This window comes from Geothrix sp. 21YS21S-2, assembly GCF_030846775.1.
Lineage (GTDB): Bacteria > Acidobacteriota > Holophagae > Holophagales > Holophagaceae > Mesoterricola.
Window position 1 is genome coordinate 868,489 of sequence record NZ_CP132910.1, and the last position, 23,875, is coordinate 892,363.

26 protein-coding genes are annotated in these 23,875 nt (G+C 70.1%); 10 read left to right on the forward strand and 16 right to left on the reverse strand.

Annotated features, from left to right (window positions below; all coding sequences use genetic code 11):
* The first annotated feature begins 41 nt into the window (after nucleotides 1-41).
* Nucleotides 42-326: a 2Fe-2S iron-sulfur cluster-binding protein gene (locus RAH40_RS03945; RefSeq protein WP_306600777.1), complete on the forward strand. Its 285-nt coding sequence runs from the start codon at nucleotides 42-44 to the stop codon at nucleotides 324-326.
* Nucleotides 327-391: 65 nt separating this feature from the next.
* Nucleotides 392-940: a GNAT family N-acetyltransferase gene (locus RAH40_RS03950; RefSeq protein WP_306600778.1), complete on the forward strand. Its 549-nt coding sequence runs from the start codon at nucleotides 392-394 to the stop codon at nucleotides 938-940.
* Here the strand turns inward: RAH40_RS03950 and RAH40_RS03955 are convergent.
* From RAH40_RS03955 to RAH40_RS03995, 9 genes are all read right to left on the reverse strand, one after another.
* The gene (locus RAH40_RS03955) at nucleotides 937-1,641 is read right to left on the reverse strand and encodes a hypothetical protein (RefSeq protein ID WP_306600779.1); all 705 of its coding nucleotides are present in this window, start codon (nucleotides 1,639-1,641) and stop codon (nucleotides 937-939) included. The genes RAH40_RS03950 and RAH40_RS03955 overlap by 4 nt on opposite strands.
* 29 nt (nucleotides 1,642-1,670) lie before the next feature.
* Nucleotides 1,671-2,792 (reverse strand): DUF4388 domain-containing protein, encoded by a 1,122-nt coding sequence (locus RAH40_RS03960; protein ID WP_306600780.1) that lies wholly within the window; start codon nucleotides 2,790-2,792, stop codon nucleotides 1,671-1,673.
* Nucleotides 2,793-2,836: 44 nt separating this feature from the next.
* Nucleotides 2,837-3,826 (reverse strand): uridine diphosphate-N-acetylglucosamine-binding protein YvcK, encoded by a 990-nt coding sequence (gene yvcK, locus RAH40_RS03965; protein WP_306600781.1) that lies wholly within the window; start codon nucleotides 3,824-3,826, stop codon nucleotides 2,837-2,839.
* 7 nt (nucleotides 3,827-3,833) lie between these two features.
* Nucleotides 3,834-4,352, reverse strand: a complete 519-nt coding sequence (locus RAH40_RS03970; protein WP_306600782.1) for a hypothetical protein — start codon at nucleotides 4,350-4,352, stop codon at nucleotides 3,834-3,836.
* Nucleotides 4,353-4,392: 40 nt separating this feature from the next.
* Complete coding sequence (locus RAH40_RS03975) at nucleotides 4,393-5,604, reverse strand: ABC transporter permease (RefSeq protein WP_306600783.1); 1,212 nt, start codon at nucleotides 5,602-5,604, stop codon at nucleotides 4,393-4,395.
* Nucleotides 5,601-6,365: an ABC transporter ATP-binding protein gene (locus tag RAH40_RS03980; RefSeq protein WP_306600784.1), complete on the reverse strand. Its 765-nt coding sequence runs from the start codon at nucleotides 6,363-6,365 to the stop codon at nucleotides 5,601-5,603. The genes RAH40_RS03975 and RAH40_RS03980 overlap by 4 nt, the downstream gene beginning before the upstream one ends.
* Nucleotides 6,366-6,414: 49 nt before the next feature.
* Nucleotides 6,415-6,612, reverse strand: coding sequence for a hypothetical protein (locus tag RAH40_RS03985; RefSeq protein WP_306600785.1), 198 nt, complete (start codon nucleotides 6,610-6,612; stop codon nucleotides 6,415-6,417).
* A 2-nt stretch (nucleotides 6,613-6,614) separates the two neighbouring features.
* Nucleotides 6,615-6,812 (reverse strand): helix-turn-helix transcriptional regulator, encoded by a 198-nt coding sequence (locus RAH40_RS03990; RefSeq protein ID WP_373432565.1) that lies wholly within the window; start codon nucleotides 6,810-6,812, stop codon nucleotides 6,615-6,617.
* A 95-nt stretch (nucleotides 6,813-6,907) separates the two neighbouring features.
* On the reverse strand, nucleotides 6,908-7,789 hold the full coding sequence (locus tag RAH40_RS03995) for an undecaprenyl-diphosphate phosphatase (protein ID WP_306600787.1): 882 nt from the start codon (nucleotides 7,787-7,789) through the stop codon (nucleotides 6,908-6,910).
* Nucleotides 7,790-7,840: 51 nt separating this feature from the next.
* Here RAH40_RS03995 and RAH40_RS04000 point away from each other — a divergent pair, with 51 nt between their 5' ends.
* Nucleotides 7,841-8,893, forward strand: a complete 1,053-nt coding sequence (locus RAH40_RS04000; RefSeq protein WP_306600788.1) for a low specificity L-threonine aldolase — start codon at nucleotides 7,841-7,843, stop codon at nucleotides 8,891-8,893.
* 9 nt (nucleotides 8,894-8,902) lie between these two features.
* Here the strand turns inward: RAH40_RS04000 and RAH40_RS04005 are convergent, their stop codons facing one another.
* Complete coding sequence (locus RAH40_RS04005) at nucleotides 8,903-11,251, reverse strand: winged helix-turn-helix domain-containing protein (RefSeq protein WP_306600789.1); 2,349 nt, start codon at nucleotides 11,249-11,251, stop codon at nucleotides 8,903-8,905.
* Nucleotides 11,252-11,384: 133 nt separating this feature from the next.
* Here RAH40_RS04005 and RAH40_RS04010 point away from each other — a divergent pair, with 133 nt between their 5' ends.
* Together RAH40_RS04010 and RAH40_RS04015 are read left to right on the forward strand one after the other, a co-directional pair.
* Nucleotides 11,385-12,095: a hypothetical protein gene (locus tag RAH40_RS04010; RefSeq protein WP_306600790.1), complete on the forward strand. Its 711-nt coding sequence runs from the start codon at nucleotides 11,385-11,387 to the stop codon at nucleotides 12,093-12,095.
* Nucleotides 12,096-12,179: 84 nt separating this feature from the next.
* Nucleotides 12,180-12,629, forward strand: a complete 450-nt coding sequence (locus RAH40_RS04015) for a GNAT family N-acetyltransferase (RefSeq protein WP_306600791.1) — start codon at nucleotides 12,180-12,182, stop codon at nucleotides 12,627-12,629.
* An 83-nt stretch (nucleotides 12,630-12,712) separates the two neighbouring features.
* Here RAH40_RS04015 and RAH40_RS04020 read toward each other — a convergent pair whose 3' ends face one another.
* From RAH40_RS04020 to RAH40_RS04045, 6 genes are read right to left on the reverse strand one after another with little or no spacing between them, the layout of a single operon-like run.
* A complete protein-coding gene (locus RAH40_RS04020; RefSeq protein ID WP_306600792.1) occupies nucleotides 12,713-14,749 on the reverse strand; it encodes an SPFH domain-containing protein in 2,037 nt (678 codons plus the stop codon).
* Between the two features lie 57 nt (nucleotides 14,750-14,806).
* A complete protein-coding gene (locus tag RAH40_RS04025) occupies nucleotides 14,807-15,583 on the reverse strand; it encodes a tyrosine-protein phosphatase (protein WP_306600793.1) in 777 nt (258 codons plus the stop codon).
* A gap of 53 nt (nucleotides 15,584-15,636) precedes the next feature.
* Nucleotides 15,637-16,530: a polysaccharide deacetylase family protein gene (locus RAH40_RS04030; RefSeq protein WP_306600794.1), complete on the reverse strand. Its 894-nt coding sequence runs from the start codon at nucleotides 16,528-16,530 to the stop codon at nucleotides 15,637-15,639.
* Nucleotides 16,531-16,546: 16 nt separating this feature from the next.
* Entirely contained in the window at nucleotides 16,547-17,587 is a 1,041-nt protein-coding gene (hypE, locus tag RAH40_RS04035; RefSeq protein ID WP_306600795.1) for a hydrogenase expression/formation protein HypE, read from the reverse strand.
* 13 nt (nucleotides 17,588-17,600) lie between these two features.
* Nucleotides 17,601-18,695: a hydrogenase formation protein HypD gene (gene hypD / locus RAH40_RS04040; protein ID WP_373432546.1), complete on the reverse strand. Its 1,095-nt coding sequence runs from the start codon at nucleotides 18,693-18,695 to the stop codon at nucleotides 17,601-17,603.
* The gene (locus RAH40_RS04045; protein WP_306600796.1) at nucleotides 18,692-18,916 is read right to left on the reverse strand and encodes a HypC/HybG/HupF family hydrogenase formation chaperone; all 225 of its coding nucleotides are present in this window, start codon (nucleotides 18,914-18,916) and stop codon (nucleotides 18,692-18,694) included. Before RAH40_RS04045 ends, hypD begins: the two co-directional genes overlap by 4 nt.
* A 199-nt stretch (nucleotides 18,917-19,115) precedes the next feature.
* Here RAH40_RS04045 and RAH40_RS04050 point away from each other — a divergent pair, with 199 nt between their 5' ends.
* The 5 genes from RAH40_RS04050 to RAH40_RS04070 all read left to right on the forward strand — a co-directional run bounded on the left by RAH40_RS04050 (nucleotide 19,116) and on the right by RAH40_RS04070 (nucleotide 23,721).
* Nucleotides 19,116-20,789 carry a M4 family metallopeptidase gene (locus RAH40_RS04050; protein ID WP_306600797.1) on the forward strand — a complete coding sequence of 558 codons (1,674 nt, stop codon included), beginning with the start codon at nucleotides 19,116-19,118 and terminating at the stop codon, nucleotides 20,787-20,789.
* 67 nt (nucleotides 20,790-20,856) lie between these two features.
* Nucleotides 20,857-21,594, forward strand: coding sequence for an ABC transporter ATP-binding protein (locus RAH40_RS04055; protein WP_306600798.1), 738 nt, complete (start codon nucleotides 20,857-20,859; stop codon nucleotides 21,592-21,594).
* The gene (locus RAH40_RS04060) at nucleotides 21,587-22,366 is read left to right on the forward strand and encodes an ABC transporter permease (protein ID WP_306600799.1); all 780 of its coding nucleotides are present in this window, start codon (nucleotides 21,587-21,589) and stop codon (nucleotides 22,364-22,366) included. The genes RAH40_RS04055 and RAH40_RS04060 overlap by 8 nt, the downstream gene beginning before the upstream one ends.
* Nucleotides 22,367-22,506: 140 nt before the next feature.
* Complete coding sequence (locus tag RAH40_RS04065) at nucleotides 22,507-22,959, forward strand: Rrf2 family transcriptional regulator (RefSeq protein WP_306600800.1); 453 nt, start codon at nucleotides 22,507-22,509, stop codon at nucleotides 22,957-22,959.
* Nucleotides 22,960-23,721: a cyclic nucleotide-binding domain-containing protein gene (locus RAH40_RS04070; RefSeq protein ID WP_306600801.1), complete on the forward strand. Its 762-nt coding sequence runs from the start codon at nucleotides 22,960-22,962 to the stop codon at nucleotides 23,719-23,721.
* The last annotated feature ends 154 nt before the right edge of the window (nucleotides 23,722-23,875 follow it).

Consider the following 23,875-nt stretch of genomic DNA (forward strand, 5'->3'; position numbering starts at 1 on the left):
GCATAGACTTATCCCTGCCTTCCCCCATGCTCCGGAGCACCATGTTCAAGGTCACATTAAGAGGCAGGCAGACGGTCGAAATCGACCTGGAGCGCGAACTTTCCATCCTGGCCGCCGCGGCCCGCGGGGAGGTGCCCCTCACGCACACCTGCGGAGGCCACGCCCGGTGCGGGACCTGCCTGGTCACCGTGGAGGAGGGGGCCGAGCACCTGTCCCCCGTGGGCGCAACCGAGGCCCGCATCCTCAAGGTCCTCAAGGCCGCGCCGGGACAGCGCCTGGGCTGCCAGGCCTGGGCCAGCGGGGATGTCACCTGCAAGGTCGAATAGCCCGCCCGGCGGCATCCGGTTGGGTCAAATTTTAATGAACGGGGTGAGCGGCCGATGGTTCGGGAATGTCGGCCTCCTCTCCAAGCTATCGCTATTACCAGGCAGCCGAAGCGCCGCCTCCACAGCCCGCGGGCGAGTTCCGCCTGCAGTTCTGGCGACCCTCCTGGAGCCAGCTCCTGCACCCTGCCCTGCCGATGCTGCCCTTCCTGGCCTGGAGCCTCCTCCACCTCCTGCACATCTTCGCCAACCGCGACTTCAGCGTCCTCCTGATCTCCCAGGGGAGCCTGCTGGTGCACCGGGCGTGCCTCTTCCCGGCCCATTTCCGGTTCCCGTTCATGGCCGCGGGGGACCTGCAGATCGCCGGCCTCTGGACCCATCCCGCCCTGAGGGGCCGGGGCCTGGGACTGCTGGCCCTGGGAGCGATCCTGCGCCGGCACGGCGGTCGGACCCTCTGGTACCTGGTCCAGGAGGAGAACGTGGCCTCCATCCGCCTCGCGGAAAAGGCCGGCCTGCGCCTGGTGGGCCGGGGTTGCCGCAGGAAGCGGCTGGGCCTCCGGGCCCTGGGCTATTTCCACCTGGATGGCCGCGTGGCCGGGGATCGCCGGGAGGGCTAGTCCAGTCTGAATCCGACGCCCTGCCAGACCCGCACGCGGGTCGTGCCGTCGGCACCCCGGGCGGGGTCGAAGACGATGCGCTTGGCGGCCTCCAGGCAGGCCTCGTGGGCCTTGGTCACCCACTCGCCCTCGCCGGGCAGGCCCTGCAGAAGCCGCGTGTCCAGCACCTCGCCGTTCTCGCTCACCAGGACGTTCACCACGACCACGCCGCTCACCTTTTTCGGGGACGGGGTCACCTTGTTGAGGTTCATGGGCTTGGCGGGGGTGATGTCGGGGGTTATGGGCACCACGGCCTTGCTGGCGTCGGCGGCCTTGCGCTCGTTGGCCTTGGCCAGTTCGTCCTTCAGGGTCTCGATGGTCGCCTGGGCCGCGGCGGCCTCATCCTTGGCCTTCTGCAGCTCCTTCAGGATCGTGTCCGAGCTGCCCTGGTTCTCGGCGAGGGCGCCCTTGATCTGGTCCAGCTGCCGCTTGACGGCCTCGGTCTCCTGGCGGGCCAGGTCGCGGCTCTTCTTGGCGGCCGCGAGGTCCTCCTGCATGCTCTCGGTGGCCGCGAGGCGCTCCTTGAGTTCGTCCCGCTCCTGGGTGAGCTTCCGGATCTGGGCCTGGGCCGGGCTGGCCTTGGGGGCGGGCTTGGGCTTGGCTGCGGCCGCGGGCACGGACAGGGCAAGGGCCAGGATGGCGTAGATCCAGGGGTTAGGCATTCGCACAGGGCCTCCGGGGCTCGGGGGACCTAGCGCCGGTAGCCGGGCTGGGCGCCCCCAGGTGATTTCTGCACTTTCAGGATCCCACGCTTGAGCAGCTTGGAGAAGATGGCCAGGCACTCGTCGTGGGGAAAGGGGGAGATGGAGATGATGTCATGGATGCTCCACACCGCGTTCACGCGGGTGGCCAGGAACGCCTCGTTGGGCCCCAGCTGGGCCTGCATGAGCTCCTCGATGCTCACGGCGAGCTCCGGCACCAGGGTCTCGTCGATGGTGTTCTCCTCCATCATGTGCTCGACCACCTGCAGCATGCGGGTGGCCTCCTGGAGCCGGGGCTGCTCGGCCAGGAGGTTGCGGAGCTCGACCTGGGCCTCCTGCAGCTTCTGGCGCTCCACCAGCTGCCGGGCGCGCTGCAGCTGCAGGCTGGACTGCTCCCCCAGCTTGCCGCCCGGGTGGAGGATGCGCACCATGCCCTTCTCGGAGAGGTCGAAGATCAGCTTGTTGGCCTTGAACTCGGGCACGCGCATCTCGATGACGAGCTGGTCGATGGTCTTGTGCCCGTCCATGCGCGTGAGGATGTCGGCATCCTCGGGCGCCAGGGGGAGCATCTCGGCGATGGCCTCCGAGACCCCCACCACCACGGCGTCCCCGCCCTTGATGGCCTTGCGGATGCGCTTCCACTCGTCGGTCCTGCGCGCGCCCTCGAGGACGATGCCGGTCACCTCGAGGCTGAGCAGCATGGACTTCTGGAGCGGGGGCTGGCCGTCATGGAACTCGAAGGTGCCGGTGTCCCAGAGGAAGGTGTCGTAGACGGACTCCTCCACCTTCAGCTGGACGATGCGGCGGATCTCCGCCTCGGTGACCAGCTGGCGGTTGACCAGGATGCGGCCCAGGAGCTGGTTCTCGTCCTCCTGGGTGGCCAGGGCCTCGCGCAGCTGCTCCTCGGTGATCCGGTTGTAGGCCAGCAGGTACTGGCCGAGGTACTCCCGCGGGTCGGAGGACCACACGCTGGTGATGCGCCCGTCGGAGAAGGCCACGCGCTTGGTGTGGAGGAAGCCCTTGAGTTCGAGGATGCCGGTCTTCTTGCCCACCGACAGCCACTGGAGGATGTCCTCCAGGCCCATGGTGGAAAGATCGCCTTTTATGCCCATTCCTCGACTCCGGTACCCAATGTTATCTGTATTCGGGCCTGCGGCTACAAAGTTGCGATGACGTCCCGCAGGGCCCGGTTGAGGAGGATGGGATGGTGCCGGACCATCTCCGCCTCCGGGTCCAGGAGGGCATAGGCAAAAACCGGCACGCCGCAGATGACGCGGGCGTCGGCGACCAGGGGCGTCCCGCCCTCCTGCTGGTAGCGGCGCATGAGGTTGGGCGGCAGGGGCGCGGTGTTGGCGATGACGGCGGCCACGGCCAGGTGGGCATGGGACTGGATGGCGGCGAGGTGGGCCTCCAGGTCCAGTCCGGCGCTCTCCCCGGGCTCGGTCATGAGGTTGGCGATGTACACCACCGGGTGGCCGGTGCGGAAGACCGCCTCCCGGAGCTCGGTGACCAGGAGGGAGGCGATGGTTGAGGTGTAGAGGCTGCCCGGGGCCAGGAGGATGAGGTCGGCCTGGAGGATGGCCAGGATGGCTTCGGGCAGGGGCTCGGCGTCCAGGGGCTCCGCCCAGAACCGCGCCAGGGGCGGCGTGCAGGAGTTCACGTTGGTCTCGCCGGTGTAGCGGCGGCCCTCCATGTCCTCGGCCTTGAGCACCACCGGCACCACCGTGGAGGGGTAGAGGCGGCCCACCGTCACCAGGACGTTGGAGAGCGCCCGGATCGCCCGCACCCAGTCGCCGGTGAGGTCGGCCATGGCATGGAGCATCAGGTTGCCCAGGGAGTGCCCGGCCAGGGACCCGTCCCCCGAGAACCGGTAGTTGAGGAGCTCGGAGAGCACCGACTCCTCGCGGGTGAGGGCCGACAGGCAGTTGCGCAGATCCCCGGGGGGGATGCCGCCCAGTTCGTCCCGGAGGCGCCCGCTGGAGCCGCCGTCGTCGGAGACCGTCACGATCCCCGTGAGCCGCCAGGGGTCCCGGGTGCGGCCGGCCTCGGGCTTCAGGGCCCGGAGCAGGGCGGCCAGACCCGTACCGCCCCCGATGGCGACGACCTTCAGGGGCTGGTCGGCGTGGAGGCCCCTCCCGCCTTCCACGGGCGCATCAGCCGCGGTTGAAGGCGGCGAAGGGGGCGCTGTGCCGGAGGCCGTCGAAGTCCGCTTCCAGCCGGAACTGGTAGATGAGGCCCGGCTCCAGGGTGGTGGCCTGGGTCAGGGCGTCGGCGGCGGGCTGGGCCTGGTCCAGCTGGGCCAGGGCGAGGGCCTTGAGGTAGTGGAGGCCGGCGTGGCCGGGGTGGGCCTTGAGGCCCTCCTCGACCAGGGTCAGGGCCGCTTCCGGCTCGCGCCGGTTGAGCTCCACCTGGACGGACAGCTCGGCCGTCTGGGGGAGGCTGGCGTCCAGGTTCTCAAGGCGCGCCTGGATGGCCTTGAGGTAGCCCTGGGCGGTGCGGCCGAGCCGCAGCTCCTCCCGCTTGATCGCCTCTTCCAGGAGGGTCCCGAAGGCCGCGGAGGCCTCCTTCAGCGAGCCGGCGTTGAACTGCTCCAGCGCCTTGGCGAGCAACACGTCAAGCGATGCGTCCTTCACGGGAGCCTGGCTTTCGGATGTCTTGGGCTTTGTTGCCATGCTTGATACCTCGGAATGATCGACGGAATTCAACTATACCCTAAACCTTGAATATAGCGGATTCGCGCTTGAGCAGGCGGGTGGATAGCCAGGTCATGAGGCAGGCCAGACCGATGGTCATGAGGAGCGCAACCGTGTATTCCCAGTAGTTGGCTTGCTGGCTGAAGAGTTTGCGGATGGCGAGGCTGACGTTCACCACCGGCACGTAAGGCAGGAAAGCCATCTTTTCGATGCCGGGGGCCATGGAGAAGACCCCCAGGAAGATCACCACCACCATGCCCGGCATGATGGCCGTGCCGGCCTCGACGGTGTTCTTGGCCTGGATGCCGGCCAGGATGATGAAGTTCGCAAAGAAGAGCCCCAGGGGCACCATCAGGATGAAGGTCAGGCCCAGGGTCGCCGGCGACGCCAGGGCGCCCAGGCCCGGCATGGCGTGACCGGCCTGCCCCGCCGAGGCCGCCTCGGCCGCGACCAGGCGGGTCACGGCGAAGGCCATGCTGAGGAGGTTGATCATGGCCACGATGATGCCGATGGAGAAGACGTACAGGAGCTTGCCGATGATGATCTGGCTGCGGGGGATGCTGGTGGAGAGGAGGCTGAGCAGGGTGCCCCGCTCCTTCTCGCCCGCCGTGGCGTAGATGCCGTGCTGCATGGCCCCCGCGAACATCATCATCATGACCATGTAGGGAAGGAAGGACCCCAGGGCCTTGCCCAGGGCGCGGCTCGCGCCCCCGGCGTCGTCGGGCTCGATGCGGGTGGGCACGGCGAGCTGCGCGGAGGCGCCCATGGCCTTGAGGCGCTCCTGGACCACGATCTTGTCCCGGCTGGACACGGCCTTCTTCAGCCGGTCCAGGGCCAGGGCGGAGGACTCGTCGCTGCGGTCGTAGACGGCCTTGACGGACCAGGTCTCCTGCCGGCGCTGCTTGTCGGCGGCCTGGGGCTCGATCTCCAGGGCCATCTCCAGCTTCTGGTCGCGGATGGCCTGCTTGACGTCCCCGGAGGGCCGCTCCACCACCTGGAACTCCTTGGGGCTGGCCCCCAGGACGGCGGCGAGGGCGCCGGAGGCGTCCAGGACGCAGACCCGGCTGGGGCGCCCGGTGCGCTCGGCCTTGTCGCTCTTGCCGAGCTTGCCGATCATCCCGAACAGCAGCGGGAACAGCACCAGGGGCATGACGAAGGTGAAGAACATGGTCTTGCGGTCCTTGGACAGCTCCATGAACTCCTTTTTCACGATCAGCAGCGCCCCCCTCATGCCACGCCCCTTTCCTTGTCGGCCACAAGCTGGAAGAACACCTCGTCGAGGGTCTTGACCCCCCAGCGGTCCAGGATCTCCCGCGGCGAGGCGTCGCCGTGGAGCGTGCCCTCGAAGATGATGCCGACGCGGTCGCAGATGGCTTCCACCATGGGCATGACGTGGGTGGAGACGATGACCGAGCGCCCCTCGGCCTTCATGATCCGGAGGAGGTCGAGCACGGTCTTGGCGGTGAGCACGTCCAGGCCCGTGGTGGGCTCGTCGAAGATCACCACCTTGGGGTCGTGGAGCAGGGCCCGGGCGATGGACACCTTCTGCTTCTGCCCGCCGGAGAAGCCCTCCATCTTCACGTCGGCGAACTCCGCCATGTGGAGGCGGTCCAGGAGGTGGAGGCCGCGGCGCTCGGCCACGGCCGCGTCCACGCCCTGGAACTCCCCGAACAGCTTCAGGAGCTCCCGGGGCGTGAAGCGGTTGTAGACGCTCAGGTCGGTGGAGAGGTATCCGATGGTGGAGCGCGCCCGTTCGGGCTCCCGGGTGGAATCGATGCCGCACACCTCGATGGTGCCGCCGTCGGGGACCATGAGGCCCGCGATCATCCGCAGGGTGGTGGACTTGCCCGCGCCGTTGGGGCCCAGGAGGCCGTAGATCTCGCCCGGCTTCACCGTGAGCGAGATGCCCCGGACCGCCTCGATCCGCATCTTGGATCGCGACTTCTTGTCCTTGACATAGAAGGATTTATAGATGTCCGTGATCTGGATCAAGCCATCTCCTTGTTTCGGGGTTCAGGTTGCGGAAATTCTAGCAGGGGCTCTAGTCCCTGAGGCGGAAGTAGACGAGGGCGGCGACCTTGGTTACAGCCATGGCGCAGAGGATGAAGAAGAGGTCCTTGCGGAAGCCCTCGCCCCGGTAGTAGCTGCGGAAATACAGGAACCCGGTGGCGAGGGCGCCGGCCATGGCGGCGTGGCTCGTCGCCTTGTACCGGTGGAGGATCATGCGCTCGTCGAACATCGTCAGCTCTCCTTCAGTTCGAACAGCGCGTCCGTCGCCACGCCGAAGACCCGGGCCAGGTGCAGGGCCAGCGGGAGGCTGGGGACGTACTTCCCCTGTTCGATGGAATTGATGCTCTGGCGGGAGACCCCCACGGCGTCGGCCAGGTCCTGCTGCGTCATGCCGAGGTTCTGCCTCGACTCGCGGACTCGGTTGTGCACGACGAAACGTGCCATGGGGCTCCCGGGAAGTGTCAACTCAACTTGACACCAAGCTAGGCTCATCCGCGGGGCATGTCAAGCATGCTTGACTCACTTCAGGGCAGCGAGACGCCCTGGGCGTAGAAGAAGCCCTTGCTCCCCACCGTCCCCAGGATGATCAGGGCCACGCCGGCGCAGAGGCAGTAGAACGCGAAGGGGTTGAGCCGGGGCCTGCGGGTGAAGCGGTCCAGGAGCCCGATGGCGAAGTAGCCCGACACGGCCGACACGGCCACGCCCACGGCGCAGGCCACGGCCGGGCTGATGGAGCCCGCCGGGAAGGCGAGTTCCGCGGGGAGGGGCTGGTGGCGCAGCAGGGGCTTGAGGATGTGGGTGCCCTCGAGGACCGCCGCGCCCAGGATGGTGGGCATGCCCAGCAGGAAGCTGAAGCGGGTGGCGCTGGGCAGCTTGAGGCCCCGGAACACGCCCATGGCGATGGTCGAGCCGCTGCGGGAGAGCCCGAAGCCGCCGCCGATGCCCTGGATGGTGCCCACGGCCAGGGCGTCCCAGGGGCCCATCTCCTCCAGGCCGCGGGCCTCGTCGTTCTTCTCGCTGAGGTTGTTGGCGGCGAAGAGCAGGGCCGCGGTGACCAGGAGGCAGACGCCGTAGACCCAGATGTGGGCCTTGGCGGTCTCCTTCAGGTGGCGCGTGGCGAAGCCGAAGACCACGGTGGGCACCATGGCCAGGAGGATCCACCCCGCCAGGCGAAGGCCCTCGGCATCCTTGCCCGCGATGCCGCGGAGCATGTGGAGGATCTCGGAACGGAAGTAGACGATCAGCGCCAGGAGGGTCCCCACGTGGAGCAGCACGTCGAAGGCCAGGGGCATGCTCTGCCTGAGGAGCAGGTTCTCCGCGAGGGTCAGGTGGGCCGTGGAGGAGACGGGCAGGAATTCGGTGAGGCCCTGGATGAGGCCCAGAAGGATCGCGATGAGAAGGGTCATGGAGGCTCCGTAGCGTCCAGGGTAGCAAAAAAAAGGGCTACAATCGGGACCATGAGATCCCTGGACTTCCGCTCCGACACCGTGACCCGGCCCACCCCCGGGATGAGGAAGGCCATGGCCGAAGCGGAGGTGGGCGACGACGTCCTCGACCGCGACCCCACCATGGACCGCCTGGAACGCCGCGTGGCCGGGCTCCTGGGCAAGGAGGCCGGGCTGTGGACGCCCACGGGCTGCATGGCCAACGCCATCGCCCTCATGCTCCACCTGGGGCGGGGCGGGAAGTTCCTGGCCCCCGCCCAGGCCCACGTGCTGGGCTCCGAGCTGGGCACCGCGGCCTGGCTGGCCCAGGGCATGCCCGAGGCCCTGCCCTGGGAGGGCGGCCCCGGCAGGATCACCCCCATGCAGGTCTGGAAGGCCGCGGGCGCGCCCGGGCCCTACTACTCGCTGCGCACCTCCCTGCTCTGCCTCGAGAACACCCACAATTTCGCCGGGGGCACCTGCCTTTCGGCCGCCGAGCACCGGGCGCTGGTGGAGCAGGCCCAGGGCCGCGACCTCAAGGTCCACCTGGACGGCGCCCGCCTCTGGCACGCCGCCGCGGCGCAGAACGCCTCCCTCGAGGCGATGGCCTGGGGCGCCGACACCGTGAGCGTCTGCCTCAGCAAGGGCCTGGGCGCCCCCATGGGCTCCGTGCTCTGCGGCAGCCGGGACGCGGTTGAAGGCGCCCGGCGCCTGCGCAAGATGCTGGGCGGCGGCGTGCGCCAGGGCGGCGTCATGGCCGCGGCGGGCCTGGAGGCCCTGGACTACCTGCCCCGCATTCCCGAGGACCACGAAAAGGCCCGGGTCCTCGCCGACGGCCTGCGGTCCATGGGCTTCCAGGTGCCCGTGCCCGAGACCAACATCCTGCTGGTCCCCGTGCCCGACGCGCCCTCGGCCCTGGCCATCCTCGAGGAGGCCAAGGTCCGCGTCCTGCCCGTGGGCGGCGCCCTGCGCTTCATCACCCACCGCGACCTCTCCCTGGCCGACGTGGCCGAGGCCGTGGAGCGCATCCGCGCCATCTCGGACCGCCTCGTGACGACCTGGGAGGGCGTCAGGCCGATGATCTAGGGAGCCTGTCTACGTATTCAGGAGGCCCCCGGGGAACCCCGGCAGGCCGCGCAGGGGGGCCAGGTCCGGATCCCCGGCCAGGCACGCCTGGTCCCGCCAGCCGCACGCTACGGCCGAGGCCAGGCCGTCAAGGGCGGCCTGCGTCTCGCCGCAGCGGAGCCAGGCCAGGGCCAGGCCGTAGGCGATCTGGGCCTTGCCGGCCCCGGCGAGCCAGGTCTCGGGCCGCACCTCCTCCACGGAGGCGGCGCGCAGAAGCCCGAGGGCCTTGTCCCGCGACCCGGTGATTGCGTAGGCCGAGGCCAGGCCGGCGCCGGCCAGGAGGCGGAGGCGCCCGGCGCCCAGCATGGAGGGGAATTCCGAGGCCAGCTGCCACGCCTTGCGGAAGGCCGGCAGGGCCCGGGAGGGATCCCCCCTGCGCAGGAGCGCCTCCCCCACGCCGCAGGCGCACAGGCCCAGCATGGCCTCGCGGAGGGCGTGGTCGGTGCGCTCCATCACCTCGGCGGCGGTGCGGAAGCAGCGCTCGGCGGTGTCCAGGTCGCCCAGGCGCAGGTGGACCTGGCCCAGGAAGGCCTCGTTGCCGGGGAACAGGCTGACCGTGACGCCGCCGCGCTCCAGGGCGGTGGCGCGGATCCCGGTCTCCAGGGCCCCGGCGTAGTCGCCCCGCTGCAGGGCGCACGAGGAGAGGCAGATCCAGGCGGGGATGTGGGTGGCGTCCACCTCCACCGCCGCGCGGAAACAGGTTTCCGCCTCCTCCAGTCCCCCCGGATCCCGCTCGGCGAGCACCAGGTGGGCCAGGCCATGGAAGTAGTGGGCGTAGACATAGTCCGGCTGCAGCAGGACGCTCTTGCGGCCCATCAGCACCGCCTCCTCCAGGTTCCCCTGGCGCATCAGCACGTAGCAGAGCCAGGGGTAGGGCTCAGTGATCTCCGGATCCAGGACGAGGGCCCGGTGGAGGTGGTCCGCGGCCTGGGCGAGGCAGGCGGGGTCGGTGCGCTGGATGTACCCCAGGGCGAGGACGGAACCCAGGCCGGAGTGGGCCATGGCGTAGCCGGGATCCAGGCGCAGGGCCTGCTGGAAGTTCCGCCGGGTCTCTTCCAGGGCGTTCTTGCCCTTGGCGAAGAACCGTTTCCTGCCCCTGGCATAGGCCTCGAAGGCCCCCAGCCGGTCCGGCCCCGTATCGCGCCCCGGTCCGCGGACCGCCTCCTGGAGCCGGTCCATGACCCGGGCCAGCAGCCCGCCCAGGTCGTCCCAGGTGCCCGTCAGGGGCTCCCATGCGTAGGCCCGGCCCGAGACGGCGTCGTAGAGCCGGGGCGTGAGGCGCAGGCCCCCGGAGATGCGCACGAAGCTCCCCGAGACCACCCACTGGACCTCCAGGAGCCCGGCGGCCCGGGCCAGGTCCTCCGGGGCCCAGTCCCCGCCCGGCACGGGCAGCAGGTTCGCGACGGCGGAATGGGACCCGGGCAGGGCGGCCCCCCGGTCCCGGGCCTCCAACCCGAGGGCGTGCGCGAGCCAGGCTTCGAGCCAGGCGTCCCCGGGGGCCGCGCCCTCGCCCCGGAAGGGCATGACCGCCAGGCGCAGGCCGCCCGCGGTGACGGCCGCCTCCGCGGCGCTCTCCCGTACCTTCAGGATCACCCGCTGGCCCAGGGAGGCCTGGGCTTCCAGGATGGGCCCCGGGGGGATGTCCAGGTGCATGGCCCAGAGGTGGGTGTCGTCGGCGGCCCGGATCAGCTGGGCGGTGAACCGCCCCTCCAGGCCCCCCGCCGGCAGCGGGGCCCAGCGCACCGTCCCTTCCAGGAGGAAATCGACGCCCAGTTCCCGGCAGAAGTCCCGCAGGGGCCGGTCCAGGCGCTTGGCCTGGAGGGCCGTGGTCCGGGAGGCCACAGCCAGGCCCCCCAGGGCCGCGAGGCCCGCGGTGATCTCCTCCGCGAGCCCTTCCCCGAACCCGGGGTCCCCTTCGGCTCCCAGGTGGTCGAAGGGCAGGACCAGCACCGTGGTCCTGGCCGGGACCGGGACTTCGCCGTCGGCGATGGCCTCCACGGGGGCGATGAGGTGGTAGCCGCATCCCCAGGCGCGGCCGATGTAGGTGGGCTCGCCGGCGGTGTCCCCCAGTTCCCGCCTCAGGAGCGAGACGCGCTGGGAGAGGGTCTGGTCGGTGATGAGTTCGTCGGCCCACACGGCCTCGATGAGGTCGATGCGGCGCACCACCTTCGGGTACTGGCGCGCCAGTTCCGCCAGGAGCTGGAGGGATTTGGGGGCCAGCGGCACCCGTTCTCCGGCCCTCTGCAGGCTGCCGCAGGCGACGTCCAGCGTCAGGTCGCCGATGCGGAACCGCTCCCCCTGAATTTGTCCTGCGGGCATTCCATGAATATAGCATTTTTCCCATGCGGCTTCAGAAAGTCTGGAGACTTTCGTCAGGCTTTCCCGGGGGGCCGGGCCGACCCTGCTGCCGAAGGATCCGGGCGCCCGTGGCGCCCCCCCAAGGAGGCAGGACATGAGCAGGAACCGCAGGATGACCGGAATCGCGATCGCGCTGGCGGCGGGCGGGAGCATCCTCCTGGGAGGCCAGGGCGATTGGGCCCCGTGGCGCGCCAAGGTGATCGCCCAGACCCGGGGGAACGCCGTGGCCATGGCCTTCACCCAGCGCATCACCGCCGACGGCGGCGAGGGCCTGGGCTACTTCACCTACCTGGCCGGGTACCCAGGCCCCATGTTCAAGGACGGGGCCGAGTCCCCCGAGACCCGCGCCTACTTCACCTTCCGCTTCAAGCGGGACGGCCTTCCCTCCGTCGTGCCCCAGGGCGCCCAGCTCGTCATGCAGCAGAAGGCCACCTGGACCATCTGGTACCACGAGAACCCCGGCGCCAGGTTCGACGAGGCCGACTCCTTCGACCGCGGCGTGAAGATCGGCGAGATCACCGCCACCCTCGTCCAGATTTCCGTGGACATGCGCACCTTCATGGTCCCCACCGGAGCGCCGCCGCCCGCGCCCGCGCTGGTGCCGGTGCCCCTGGCGGTCACCTGGGCCTCCTCCTTCGACGACCTCCAGACCTGGTCCGGACGGTTCCACGGCCCCGACGGCCACGCCTACGTCTTCGGCGCGGAGGGCGACCGCACCCGCTGGGAGGGCCCCGCCCTCACGGACGCCACCGGTTTCGGCACGGCCACCACGCAGGTGATCCAGATCTCCAGGGCGTGGGACTGACCCGGGGCGGACCCGCGCCCGGGAAGCCCTGGCGGCCCCGGGCCGGGTCCATTACCCTGGCAAGGACCGCCTGGAGGTCCTCACGTGATCCGCTTTCAGCACGACCCCCGCCCCGCCCTGGACGCCATCGCCGCGCTCTACGCCGCCTCCCCCCTGCGCCGCCCCATCGGCGACCCGGCGCGCCTCGGGGCCATGTTCGACCATGCCAACGTGGTGATCTCCGCCTGGGACGGGGAGCGCCTGGTGGGGCTGGCCCGGGGCTGGACGGACCACGCCTTCGACGGCTACATCTGCGACCTGGCCGTGCACCCCGCCTACCAGGGCCGGGGGGTGGGCCGGGGCCTGCTGGAGGAGGCCCGGACCCTGGGCCCGGGCATCCAGTGGGTGCTCTCGGCCTCGCCCCTGGCCAGGGACTACTACGCGCACCTGGGCTGGGAGCCCATCACCACCGGGTGGAAGCTGCAGCGGGAGGACCCCCTGCCCTCCTACGAGGCGTTCCGGGCGGAGTTCGCCCACCTGGCGGAAAAGGCCTGAGAAGGCCCGTCCCGCTTTCCTCGCCGAGGTGGCCGAGGGGCCGAGGTTCGCCGAGAAAAGATTGTTGAAGAGGGCCTTCGGGCTCAGTCCTTCTTCCCCATCTTCTTCATCATTTCCTCCTTGAGGGCCAGGGCGGCCGGGTCCCGGGGGGCGGTGGGGGCGACCCCCACGATCTCGCCCACCTTGTCCGACAGCAGCACGCCCAGGAGGCTCTCGATGAGGTTCCCGCCGCCGCCGGCTCCGCCCATGTTGATCTTGGGCACCACGTCCACCTGGGAGGACTGGATGGCCTCGGCGAAGCGGTTCATCACCTGCTGGACCAGCTGGAATTGCGGGCCGCCGTAGGCCCGCACCTGCTCCTCGATGGCCATGGCCTGGGCGATGCCCACGCGGGCGGCCTTCTCGGCCTCGGCCTCGGCCAGGGACTTGATGCGCTTGGCCTCGCCTTCGCCCATGAGGCGGAGCTTCTCGGCCTCGGCCGAGGCCAGGGTCTGGATCTGGGCGGCCTGCTGCTGGGCGCGGGCGTAGTCGGCCTTGCCGGCGTTGCTCTGCACGTTGATGGCGATCTCGGACTCGGTGAGCAGGGTCTGCTGCTTGGCCTTGGCCTCGGCCTCGCGCAGCTCCCGTTCCTTGACGGCCGCGTTCTCCTGGCGCTCGTAGGTCTCCACCTGCTCGTTCGCGATCTGGCGGCTGCGCAGCTGCATGAGGATCTGCTCGATCTGGCCGCCCGCGGCGCCGCTGGTGGGGGTGCCGATGAGGACCTCCTGCAGCTCGAGGTTGTACTGGACGAACTTCTCCTTCATCTGGACGCCGCTCTGGTCCTGGATGGCCGAGCGGTCCTGGATGAGCTGGATGAGGGTGCGGGTCTGGCCGATGTTCTTGAAATAGGCGCTGACCATGGGATCGAGGGTCTGCTCCACGAGCTTCTTCACGTCGCCGAAGCGCTGGATGACCAGCGGCGCCTTGCGGTAGTCGATGTGCACCACCACGGACAGCGGCAGGCTGGGCTCGAAGGCGTCCTTGGTGATGAGGCTCACCTCGGAGAGGTTCTCGTCGTACTTGTGGGAGCCCACCTCGGACTTGTTCCACTTGAGGATGAAGTTGGTGGTGGGCACCACGAGGACCTTGCCGGCGTAGGTGTTGAACGCGTACTTGCCGGGCAGGAGCGGCTCGCTCCAGACACCGCGCTGTCCCGGCGTGACCAGCTCGCCGTGGCGGTACTCCGTGCCGCTGATGTCCAGGCCGGCCTCGCCGGTGTAGGACACCACCACGCCCACGTTGCCCACTTCCACCACCGTCTTGGGGATCAGCTCCACCGTGGCGAAGAGGCGGTTGATGTAGTAGGTTCCTTCCACCAGGACCTGGTACTGCCGGCCCCGGAAGCCGCCCGCCTTGAGGAACTTGTCCGCGTCCTGGAAGTTGTTGTGGTAGCTGGCGGTCTTGGTCAGGTCCTGGCCCACGGTGGGCGCGATGATCTCGCCGGAGGGCAGCGAGGGCCCGTCGTGCACGGTGGCGATGCCCACGGCGTCGTCCGTGCCGCGGATGATCACGGGGCGGTAGCCGCCGCGCTCGGCGATGACGGCCGACATCTTGGTGAAGGAGTCCAGCTCGCTGCGGTCCATGGGGAGGTAGTACATCTGGTCCTCCGTGAGGACCACGAACTGGGCGAGGTTGATGGCGTAGGTGCCTTCCCGCAGAAGGCCGCGCTGGGGGCCCTTCTGGCCGCCCGCGCTCAGGAAGGCCCGCACGTCCTGGAAGCCGTCGGTCGCCTCGTTGGAGGCCAGGGTCTGGGTGGGGGGCAGGTCATGGCCGTCCCGGGCGAAGACGTACCCGATCTTGCTCTGGGGGATGGTGACCAGGGGCACCTTGTGGATGCGGTACATGAAGGGCATGAAGAGGTGCCAGCCGCCGCGCAGCACCTCGGGCTGGAACCCGGCCTCCCCGGAGAGGGCGATGAAGCCGGACTTCACCGACCCCCGGTTGCTGATGAGCTTCTCCACAATGCCCACGCGGGTGTTGGGAATGTAGCGCACGGTCTTGGAAAGCAGGAGGAGCAGCACCAGGGCCGCGACGGCCCAGGCCAGGATCTGGAAGACGGGAATCCCTGACACCAACTCCATGGTGGCTCCTTGTGATTTGGATGCCCCAGTGTATCAGCCTGGAAAATCCCGGGGGGATCAGGCCCTCAGGTAGCGCTCCCGCAGGCTGTCGCGCTCGTCCGGCCCCAGGCCCAAGTGTCCTTCCAGGTAGGCTTCGACGCCGCCCATGGCGCTGAAGGCGGACTCCAGGTAGCTCCTGCGCACCTCGAACATGGGCCGGACGCCCTCCCGGGTCATGGGCGGCTTCAGCAGGTGCGGCGCCACGGCCAGCACCGTGTCCATTTCCGCATCGACATCCAGGCACCGGGAGGTGAGCAGGTAGTCCTCCATGACGTCCTCCCGCGACACGCCCAGGGCCAGGAGCAGCAGGGCGCTGCCGAAGCCCGTGCGGTCCTTGCCCGCCGCGCAGTGCAGCAGGACGCGGGCGTCGGGGATCGCCAGGATGTGGGCGAACATGGCGCGGTACACCTCCGCGTGCTCCAGGGCGAGGACCCGGTAGAGCTGCTCCATGAAGGCCGCGGTCCGCGCCGTGCCGTCCGGGGCGAAGAACCCCTCCAGGCTGCCCGGGACGATCTCCAGGTTCTCGGTCCGGGGGGCGGCCCCGGAAGCCCAGGCCGAGGGCTCCAGGTCGCACTCGGAGCGCTGGCGGAAATCCACCACCAGGTCCAGCCCGAGGGCCCCCACCCGGGCCCGGTCCCCGCCGGTGAGGCCCGAGAGGCGCCCCGACCGGAAGAGCCGGCCCCAGGCCACGGTCCTCCCGCCATGGGCCCGGTAGCCGCCCAGGTCCCTGAAATTGCGGACGCCTTCGAGGCGGAGGTGGCGGTCGGGGGTCTTGGTCTGGCCATCCAGGGGCATGCGCGGTCCTGTCGTTCGTGGGGATCCAGCATACACCCTGTCCCGCTTTTTTCCTAGAGCCCCAGCGCGTCCAGCTTGGGCTGCTCGTAGGCGCCATCCTCGCCCGGGGACCGCAAGTCCTGGACGCCCTTCTCCTTCGCCAGGGACCACACGAGGCTCTCGCCCGCGGGCAGGACACCGGGTTCGAGGGCATAGGCGGGATCGGCGTAGGCCTCCGCGGGGGAGATGAACGTCCACCCCAGGTCCCTGAACATCCCGATAACGTCCGGCAGGAAGAGGGCGTTGATCAGGTTGTGGTGGAGCAGGAGGACATGCCGGACGTCCCGGCCCAGGACCCTGCGGGCCAGGCCGTCGTAGTAGGCCGCCCGGTCACGGAGGTGGTCCAGGTAGGCCCGCCGGTAGGGGGCGAGGTCCGCCGCGGGTTCCCTGGCGAGCCTGGCATGGAGCCGCTGGTCGTAGTACCAGTCGCTGGCGTCGATGGTGACGTGGCCGTTGCGGTAGCCCCTGGCCTTGAGGAAGGCCCGCGCGCCGTCGCGCTTCGCGGCCGTGTCGCCCTCCTTGAGGTAGGGGAAGCGGAACCACTTCGCGTAGCCCGGAAGCCCCCGGATCAAGGCGTCGTTCTTCTCGAAGTCGGCCTCGAAGGCCTCCAGCGTGGCCTTTTTCGCGTGGAAGTAGGCGTGGGCGTAGCTGTGGTTCGCGATGCGGTGCCCCGCCTCGCCCCAGGCCCTGACCAGGGCCCGCCCGGCGGGGTCATCGAGGCACCTGCTCCCGGCGACGAAGAGGACCGAGGGCACCTTGGCGGCCTCCAGCGCGGCCAGGATCGCCCGGTTCTTCCCGGCCGCGTCCAGGGCGACCTTCTGCCCGGGGGCGGGGCCGTCGTCGAAGCTGAGGGCGATCGACTGGGCCTGGAGGAGGGATGCGAAAAGCAGGAGGACCGGAAGGCGCATGACCCAGTGTAGTGCCTCAGCAGATCCTCGGCAGCTGCTCGCCCGACAGCAGGTCCAGGATCCGCCTCGTCCCCAGCCGGGTGCGCAGGATCACGGTGCCGGGGCCTTTTTCCGTGACGGTGCCGATGCGGGCCGCGCCTTCGCCGCCGGGGGTCGCGCGGAGGATCTCCAGGGCGCGGGCCGCGGCGTCGCCGGGCACGAAGGCCACCATGCGCCCTTCGCAGGCCACGTAGAGCGGGTCCAGGCCCAGCATCTCGCAGGCGCCCTCGACGCCGGGGATGACGGGGATGTCGGCTTCCAGCACCTCCACGCCCACGCGCCCGTCGGTGGCGATCTCGTTGAGCACGGCGGCCAGGCCTCCGCGGGTGGCGTCCCGGAGGCAGGTGGGCGCAACGCCCCCGTCCAGCAGGGCCCGCACGAGCCCGTGGAGCGGCCCGCAGTCGCTCTCCACGGGCGTGCCGAAGGCGATGCCCTCCCGCACGGACATGACGGCCACGCCGTGGCGGCCCACGTCGCCGCTGACGAGCACGGCGTCCCCGGGCCGCACCTGGGCGGGTCCCACCTGGAGGCCCCGGGGCACGGCGCCGATGCCGGCGGTGTTGAGGTAGAGGCCGTCCCCCTTGCCCCGGTCCACCACCTTGGTGTCCCCGGTGACGATGGAAACGCCGCAGCGGTCCGCGGCGGCCTTCATGGAGGCCACCACCCGGCGCAGCTCCTCGATGGCGTACCCTTCCTCCAGCACCATCCCCACGCTGAGGTAGAGGGGCCGGGCGCCGGCCATGGCCAGGTCGTTGACGGTGCCGTACACCGCCAGCTCCCCGATGTTCCCGCCCGGGAAGAAGCGGGGCCGCACCACGTAGGTGTCGGTGGTGAAGGCCAGGCGGCAGCCGTCCACCGACAGGACCGCTGCGTCGTGGCGGGCGTCCAGGGCCTCGCTGCGGAAGGCCGGGAGCATCACGGCCTCCAGCAGGTCCCGCATCATCCGCCCCCCGCCGCCGTGGGCCATCTGGATCGTGTCGTGCCGGAGGGGGACGGGGCAGTTCAGCTGGAAGTCCATGCGTTCTCCGTCCTCAGTCCGTGGCGTGGCGGCGGTAGCGGTAGTAGGCCGCGCAGGCCCCCTCGTTGCTGACCATGGTGGCCCCCAGGGGGTTGTCGGGCGTGCACAGGGTGCCGAAGGCCGGGCACTCCCGGGGCCGGATGATCCCCTGGAGCACGAGGCCGCTGCGGCAGTGGGGGGACTCCGGCCCGCCCACGCCCTCCACGTCGAAGACCCGCTCCGCGTCGAAGGCGGCGTAGGCCTCGCGCAGGCCCAGCCCGCTCATGGGGATGACGCCGATGCCGCGCCAGGCGCGATCCTTCACCCGGAAGACCTCCCGGACCAGCTCGCGGGCCGGCAGGTTCCCCTCGGGGCGCACGAGCCGGTCGTACTGGTTCTCCACCTCGTGGCGGCCCTCCTCCAGCTGCCGGATGACCATGTGGATGCCCTGGAGCAGGTCGAGGGGCTCGAAGGCGGTGACGACGATGGGCACCCTGTGGCGCTTCGCGATGGGCTCGTACTCCCCGGTGCCCATGATGGCGCACACGTGGCCCGCCGCCAGGAGGCCGTCCACCTGCCGTTGCGGGGACGACAGCACCGCCTCCAGGGCCGGCGGCACCAGCACGTGGGAGACCAGGACGGAGAAGTTGGACAGCCCCCGCCGCCGGGCCTCCGCCACCGCCATGGCGTTGGCGGGGGCCGTGGTCTCGAAGCCCACGGCGAAGAACACCACCTTCCTGAGGGGGTTGTCCTGGGCGACCTTCAGGGCGTCCAGCGGCGAGTAAACGATGCGCACGTCGCCGCCCCGGGACTTCACCTCCAGCAGGTCCGACCCGCTGCCGGGCACGCGCAGCATGTCGCCGAAGCTGCAGAAGATCACGTCCGGCCGCGAGGCGATGGCCACGGCCTTGTCCACCAGCTCCACGGGCGTGACGCACACGGGGCAGCCCGGGCCGTGGATGAGGCGGATCTCCGGGGGCAGCAGCTCGTCGATGCCGAAGCGCACGATGCTGTGGGTCTGGCCCCCGCACACCTCCATGATGGCCCAGGGGCGGGTCACCAGGGCCCGGATGGCCTCGATCCAGGGCCGCGCCGCGGCGGCGTCCCGGTACTCGTCCACGAACCTCAAGGGCCCTCCATGAGCCTGAAGGCCTCGAAGGCCCTCAGGGCCTTCTCCTCGTCGATCACCTCGATGGCCGACCCCGCGTGCACGACCACGTAGTCCCCGGGACGGGCCGCGGGCACGAAGGCCAGGCAGACCTCCTTGACCACGTCCCCGAAGGCCACGTGCCCGAGCCGCAGGGGGCCCTCCTCCACGTCCACGACCTTCCCCGGGATGCCCAGGCACATGGAGAACTCCCTCCTGTTGATGGGTTCAAGGATATCCAGGCCGGCGCCTGAAGCCAGGATTGATTAGGAATGGTGAATATAACTACCGTCAATTTATGGATTTGCCTTTGGGCACGGGACCTCGCGCCCGGGCATCAGAACAGCAGCTCACCCGAATCAAGGCCGGCCGCCTTGGCCACCCGGGCAGGAAGGAGTGTGCATGCTCAAGTCCTTCTTCATCCTTTTCCCCATTCTGGCCCTGGGGACCCTTCCCTCCCGCGCCGCGGAGGTCTCCGGCGAGGTCATCGCCCGGTTGCGGGAGGCACGGTCCGCCCTGGGGCTGGGGGCGTCCGACGACTTCGTCGTGAAGGACGAGATGCGCGACGAGCTGGGGCAGGTCCATGTGCGGCTCCGGCAGACCTACCGCGGGCTCCCGGTATGGGGGGGCCAGGCCATCGTGCACATGGCCCCCGCGGGGGACGCGCCGCCCATGACCGACGCCCTGGTGCGGGGGATACGGGTGGAGCCCACCCCGAACCTGGCCCCCGCGGAGGCCCTGGCGGTGGCCCAGGACCGCCTGGCCCCCGAGGGCGCCTATGCGGACCCGCCCCGGGCGGAGCTGGTGATCTGGTCCGAGACCGCGACGCCCGCGGACGCCGGGGACGCGCCGGACGCCACGGACCCCTCCGTGGCGCAGGTGGTGCTGGGCCACCACCTCGCGTACCACCTCCACGCGGCCCTGGAGAACGGCCCCGGGGAGACCCGCAGCGAGGATCTCCTGGTGGACGCCCACACCGGGGCCGTCCTCAAGGCCTGGTCCACGCTGTTCACGGCCCGGCGCAGGCGCTCCGCCGCCCTGCCGGGGCGCCCTGCCCACGGCCTCGGGAACTCCCAGTACAGCGGCCTGGTGCCCCTGCACATCATGCAGGCGCTGGACGGCTTCGAACTGACCGACCCCACCCGGGGGGGCCTCGCCACCCGCAACCTGGCAGGGTCCACCTCCGGACCGGGGGAGCCCTTCAGGAATCCGACCCGCACGTGGGGCGACGGCCGGAACTACGACCCCGGGCGGGGCCCGGCCTCCCCCAACGGCCAGACCGCGGCCGTGGACGCCCACTACGGCCTGCAGACCTCCTGGGACTTCTACCAGCAGGTCCTGGGCCGGGACGGCCTCGACGGCAAGGGCACGGCGCCCGTCAACTACGTGCACTACGCCGAGGGTTACGACAACGCCTTCTGGTCCGACGACTGCTTCTGCATGACCTACGGGGACGGGCTGAGGCTGGGGGTGCTCACGTCCCTGGACGTGGTGGGCCACGAGGTGTCCCACGGCCTGTGCACGGCCACCGCGGACCTGGACTACCAGGGCGAGTCCGGGGGGCTCAACGAGGCCAACTCCGACATCTTCGGGGTGCTGATCCGCTTCTACGGCCGGGACGGCCAGGGCCTCGGCTCCCGGGTCCCGGAGACCCGGGGCCCCTGGACCATCGGCGCCGACCTGGGCGACACCCCCTTCCGCCACCTGGACCGCCCCAGCCTGGACGGCCACAGCCCCGACGAGTGGAGCCCCGGCCTCAAGGACCTGGACCCCCACCACGCCTCGGGCCCCATGAACCGGGCCTTCTACTTCCTGGCCCAGGGGGCCAGCGCGGATCCGGACAGTCCCGCCTTCAGCCCGCGGCTGCCGGGGGGCATGGAGGGCATCGGCAACGACAAGGCCCTGCGCATCTGGTGGCGGACCCTCAGCACCCGCCTCACCCCCGCCAGCGGCTACCGCCAGGCCCGGGAGGGCGCGCTCCAGAGCGCGAAAGAGCTCTACGGCGACGGCGGCCCGGAGATGCAGGCCGTGGGGAAGGCCTTCCGGGCCATCCATGTGGGGAGGAGGACGCGTTAGGAACCCGAGGCGCCTTCTCCGCACCCAGGTAGGATCGTTCCTATCGGGGAGTTCCATGGATGCGGTGGTGGCACGACAGGTTTCCAAGTCCTTCGCCAGGGGGCGCCGGGCCCTTTCGCGGGTGGACCTCACCATTCGCGAGGGGGCCATCCACGGCCTCCTGGGGCCCAACGGGGCCGGCAAGACCACCCTCATCGCCACGATGGTGGGCCTCACGGCCCCCGACGAGGGCACCGTGGAGGTGTGCGGGCTGGACGTGGGCAGGCACCTGCATCGCGTCCAGATGCTCGTGAACATGGTGCGGGGCTTCAGCGGCGTGATCGAGAAGGTCACGGCCCGGGAGCTGCTGACCTACTACGCCCACCTGTACGACGCCCCCAGGGCCCGGGTGGAGGAGGTCCTGCGCCTCACGGGCCTTTGGGAAAGGCGGAACCAGGAGGTGGCCCACTTCTCCAGCGGCTGGCGCCAGCGGTTCTTCATCGCCAAGGGGCTCATCAACCGGCCCCGGGTGCTCTTCCTGGACGAGCCCACCGTGGGCCTGGACGTGGACGCGGCCCTCACCGTGCGGGAGCTGGTGCGCGACATCAACCGCCAGGGCTGCACCATCCTCCTGACGACCCACTACATGCGCGAGGCGGAGGACCTGTGCTCCACCATCGCCCTCATCGCCGAGGGCCGCATCGTGGCCGAGGGCGCCCCGGCCGCCCTCAAGGCCCTGGTGCGCGGCCCGGGCCTGCCGGAGCCGACCCTGGAGGACGTGTTCCTGCGCCTGACCCGCCAGACCCTGGAGGTGGAAGGTGCTTGAGCTGAAAGCCCCCTGCCGGCGCGTCTACGCCCACGCCTACCACATCACCCTGAGCATGCGCCGGGACGCGTTCCGGCTGCTGGACGTCACCCTGTGGCCCCTGGTCCTCTTCCTGAGCATGGGGCTCTTCGCCCAGTCCTTCACGAAGGATCCCCGGGTCATCGGCCTGGTGGTGCTGGGGGCTTTGGGCTGGCGGATCATCTACCACTTCCAGATGGAGGCCGTTCAGCTCTACATGGACAACTACTGGCAGGGGATGATCGAGCACGTGATGATCGCCCCCCTGAAGTGGTGGGAGTTCGTCCTGGGCGGGGCCGTCAGCGCCGTCGTGAAGATCCTCGTCATCGCCTTCTCCTTCCTGCTCCTGGGCCGCATCCTGTTCGGCTTCACGGTGCGCGCGCCCCTCGCCACACTCGTCGGGTTGCTTGCTTGTGCGGCCTGCGGGCTGGTGCTGGCGGTGTTCAGCATGGGGGTCGCCTTCCTGAAGCGGGGCGACGCCTTCGCCTTCATCTTCGCCTTCCCGGACGTCATCGCGGTGCTCAGCGGGGTCTTCTACCCCGTCACCGTGTTCCCCCGGCCCGTGCAGGCCTTCGCGCAGATCCTGCCCACCACCCACGCCTTCAACCTCCTCAAGTCGACCCTTGGGCAGGCCCCCGCCGAACCCGTGGTTTTCCTGGCCACCCTGCTTCCCTGGCTGGCGGCCGGGGCCGTCTTCACCCAGTGGGCCCTCGCCAAGGCCCGCCGGGAAGGCAAGTTGGTGAAAATGAAGTAGTCCCGAGCGCGCCGGAGCCGTTTCGGTGGGGAAATTCCCGTATGGGAAAGGGATTATTCCGCTAAGAAGTCCTTGCATCCAAATGAGGACGCTCCCATCGTTTATGTTAGGCGTTCACGCCTCCTTCCCGGGACTCGACCTTGCACCCACTTTCCCAATCCGCCGGTTACGCCATTCTCGCCCTCAGCTGCCTCGATGATCCCGGAGGCGAGCCCATCATGGTCCAGGACGTCGCCCAGTGGATCGGCGCTCCCGGCCCCTACCTCTCCAAGGTCTTCCACGCCCTCGGCAAGGCCCGGCTCGTGGACACCAAGCGCGGCCGCAAGGGCGGCGTGATCCTGGTGCGCCCGGCCCGCGAGATCACCCTGGAGCAGATCGCCAACGCCATGGACGGGGACGAGTGGAGAACCAGCTGCCTGCTGGGCCTGACCGTCTGTTCCGACGAGCGCGCCTGCCCCGTGCACGCCTTCTGGACCGAGGAGCGCACCCGGATCTACAACGAGCTGCAGAAGTGCTCGCTGTCGGACGTGGCCCGCTTCGAGCGCACCCATCGCCTGGCCCACCCCCCCGCGGAATCCGTCGCCCAGGACTAAATGCCCGAGCCCTTCGACCTCGCCGGCACCCCTCTGGATCTGCATCCGGAGATCGGGCAGCTGCTCGCGAGCGCCCCTGACATCGAAGCGCGCGTCTACCGGGACGGCGAGTTCCTCGTTCGGGAGGACGAGGAATCCCAGGAGATCTTCGTGCTCCTCACCGGCGGCCTCGTGGTGGAGCGGGCCCCGGCCCTGCCCGGCGGCCCTCCGGCGGTCCTGGCCTGCCTCACGGCCGAGGACGGGGTGGCCATCGTGGGCGAGATGGCCTACCTGGGCGCCCTGCGGCGCACCGCCTCGGTGCGCAGCGCCGGCATGAGCCGGGTGCTGCGCCTGGAACCGGCCCACATCGACCGCATCATCGAAGGCTTCCCCATGCTCACCCGGGTGATCTGCATGCAGTTCTCCCGGCGCCTCCAGGAGACCCTCCAGTCCCTGTCGAGGCTCCAGGCGCGGTTCGCCCTGAACCCGGGCCGGCGGATGGCCCAGGACGGCGAGGTACTCTTCCGCCAGGGCGAGCCCGCCGGGGAGCTGCACCAGCTCATGGCCGGGGCCCTGCGCCTGGAGCGGGGGGAAGGCGTGGAGACCGTCACCCCCGAAAGCCTGCCCCAGGGCTTCGTGGACCTGGGGGCCTACCTGCGGGGCGGGACCCACGGAGCCACGGCCACCGTGGACGGCATGGCCTTCCTGGCCGTGCTGGGCGCCGGTGACCGGGAGACCGTGGTGCGCTGCTTTCCGGACCTGGTGCTCAAGGCGATGGGATAGTCATTTCTGGAAGTTGCGGCTGCCCCCCCTGGGGATACCCAGGGCAAATCTATACGAAATCTTAACGCCACGCAGCCGTGCCGCAGGTCCGGGCCTGTCCGGTGTGGAATGGCGGTCCCTTCCTGGATAGTCTGATAACTTACCTCTGCCAAGG

Coding starts and splice junctions, on each gene's coding strand:
- RAH40_RS03960 (WP_306600780.1), bottom strand. CDS start 2,792: ATGGGCATAAAAGGCGATCTTTCCACCATGGGCCTGGAGGACATCCTC.
- RAH40_RS03995 (WP_306600787.1), bottom strand. CDS start 7,789: ATGACCCTTCTCATCGCGATCCTTCTGGGCCTCATCCAGGGCCTCACC.
- RAH40_RS04025 (WP_306600793.1), bottom strand. CDS start 15,583: ATGCCCCTGGATGGCCAGACCAAGACCCCCGACCGCCACCTCCGCCTC.
- RAH40_RS03945 (WP_306600777.1), top strand. CDS start 42: ATGTTCAAGGTCACATTAAGAGGCAGGCAGACGGTCGAAATCGACCTG.
- RAH40_RS03955 (WP_306600779.1), bottom strand. CDS start 1,641: ATGCCTAACCCCTGGATCTACGCCATCCTGGCCCTTGCCCTGTCCGTG.
- RAH40_RS04020 (WP_306600792.1), bottom strand. CDS start 14,749: ATGGAGTTGGTGTCAGGGATTCCCGTCTTCCAGATCCTGGCCTGGGCC.
- RAH40_RS04000 (WP_306600788.1), top strand. CDS start 7,841: ATGAGATCCCTGGACTTCCGCTCCGACACCGTGACCCGGCCCACCCCC.
- hypE (WP_306600795.1), bottom strand. CDS start 17,587: ATGGACTTCCAGCTGAACTGCCCCGTCCCCCTCCGGCACGACACGATC.
- RAH40_RS04070 (WP_306600801.1), top strand. CDS start 22,960: ATGCCCGAGCCCTTCGACCTCGCCGGCACCCCTCTGGATCTGCATCCG.
- RAH40_RS04010 (WP_306600790.1), top strand. CDS start 11,385: ATGAGCAGGAACCGCAGGATGACCGGAATCGCGATCGCGCTGGCGGCG.
- RAH40_RS04050 (WP_306600797.1), top strand. CDS start 19,116: ATGCTCAAGTCCTTCTTCATCCTTTTCCCCATTCTGGCCCTGGGGACC.
- RAH40_RS03985 (WP_306600785.1), bottom strand. CDS start 6,612: ATGTTCGACGAGCGCATGATCCTCCACCGGTACAAGGCGACGAGCCAC.
- RAH40_RS04005 (WP_306600789.1), bottom strand. CDS start 11,251: ATGCCCGCAGGACAAATTCAGGGGGAGCGGTTCCGCATCGGCGACCTG.
- RAH40_RS03970 (WP_306600782.1), bottom strand. CDS start 4,352: ATGGCAACAAAGCCCAAGACATCCGAAAGCCAGGCTCCCGTGAAGGAC.
- RAH40_RS03975 (WP_306600783.1), bottom strand. CDS start 5,604: ATGAGGGGGGCGCTGCTGATCGTGAAAAAGGAGTTCATGGAGCTGTCC.
- RAH40_RS03950 (WP_306600778.1), top strand. CDS start 392: ATGTCGGCCTCCTCTCCAAGCTATCGCTATTACCAGGCAGCCGAAGCG.
- RAH40_RS04030 (WP_306600794.1), bottom strand. CDS start 16,530: ATGCGCCTTCCGGTCCTCCTGCTTTTCGCATCCCTCCTCCAGGCCCAG.
- RAH40_RS04045 (WP_306600796.1), bottom strand. CDS start 18,916: ATGTGCCTGGGCATCCCGGGGAAGGTCGTGGACGTGGAGGAGGGCCCC.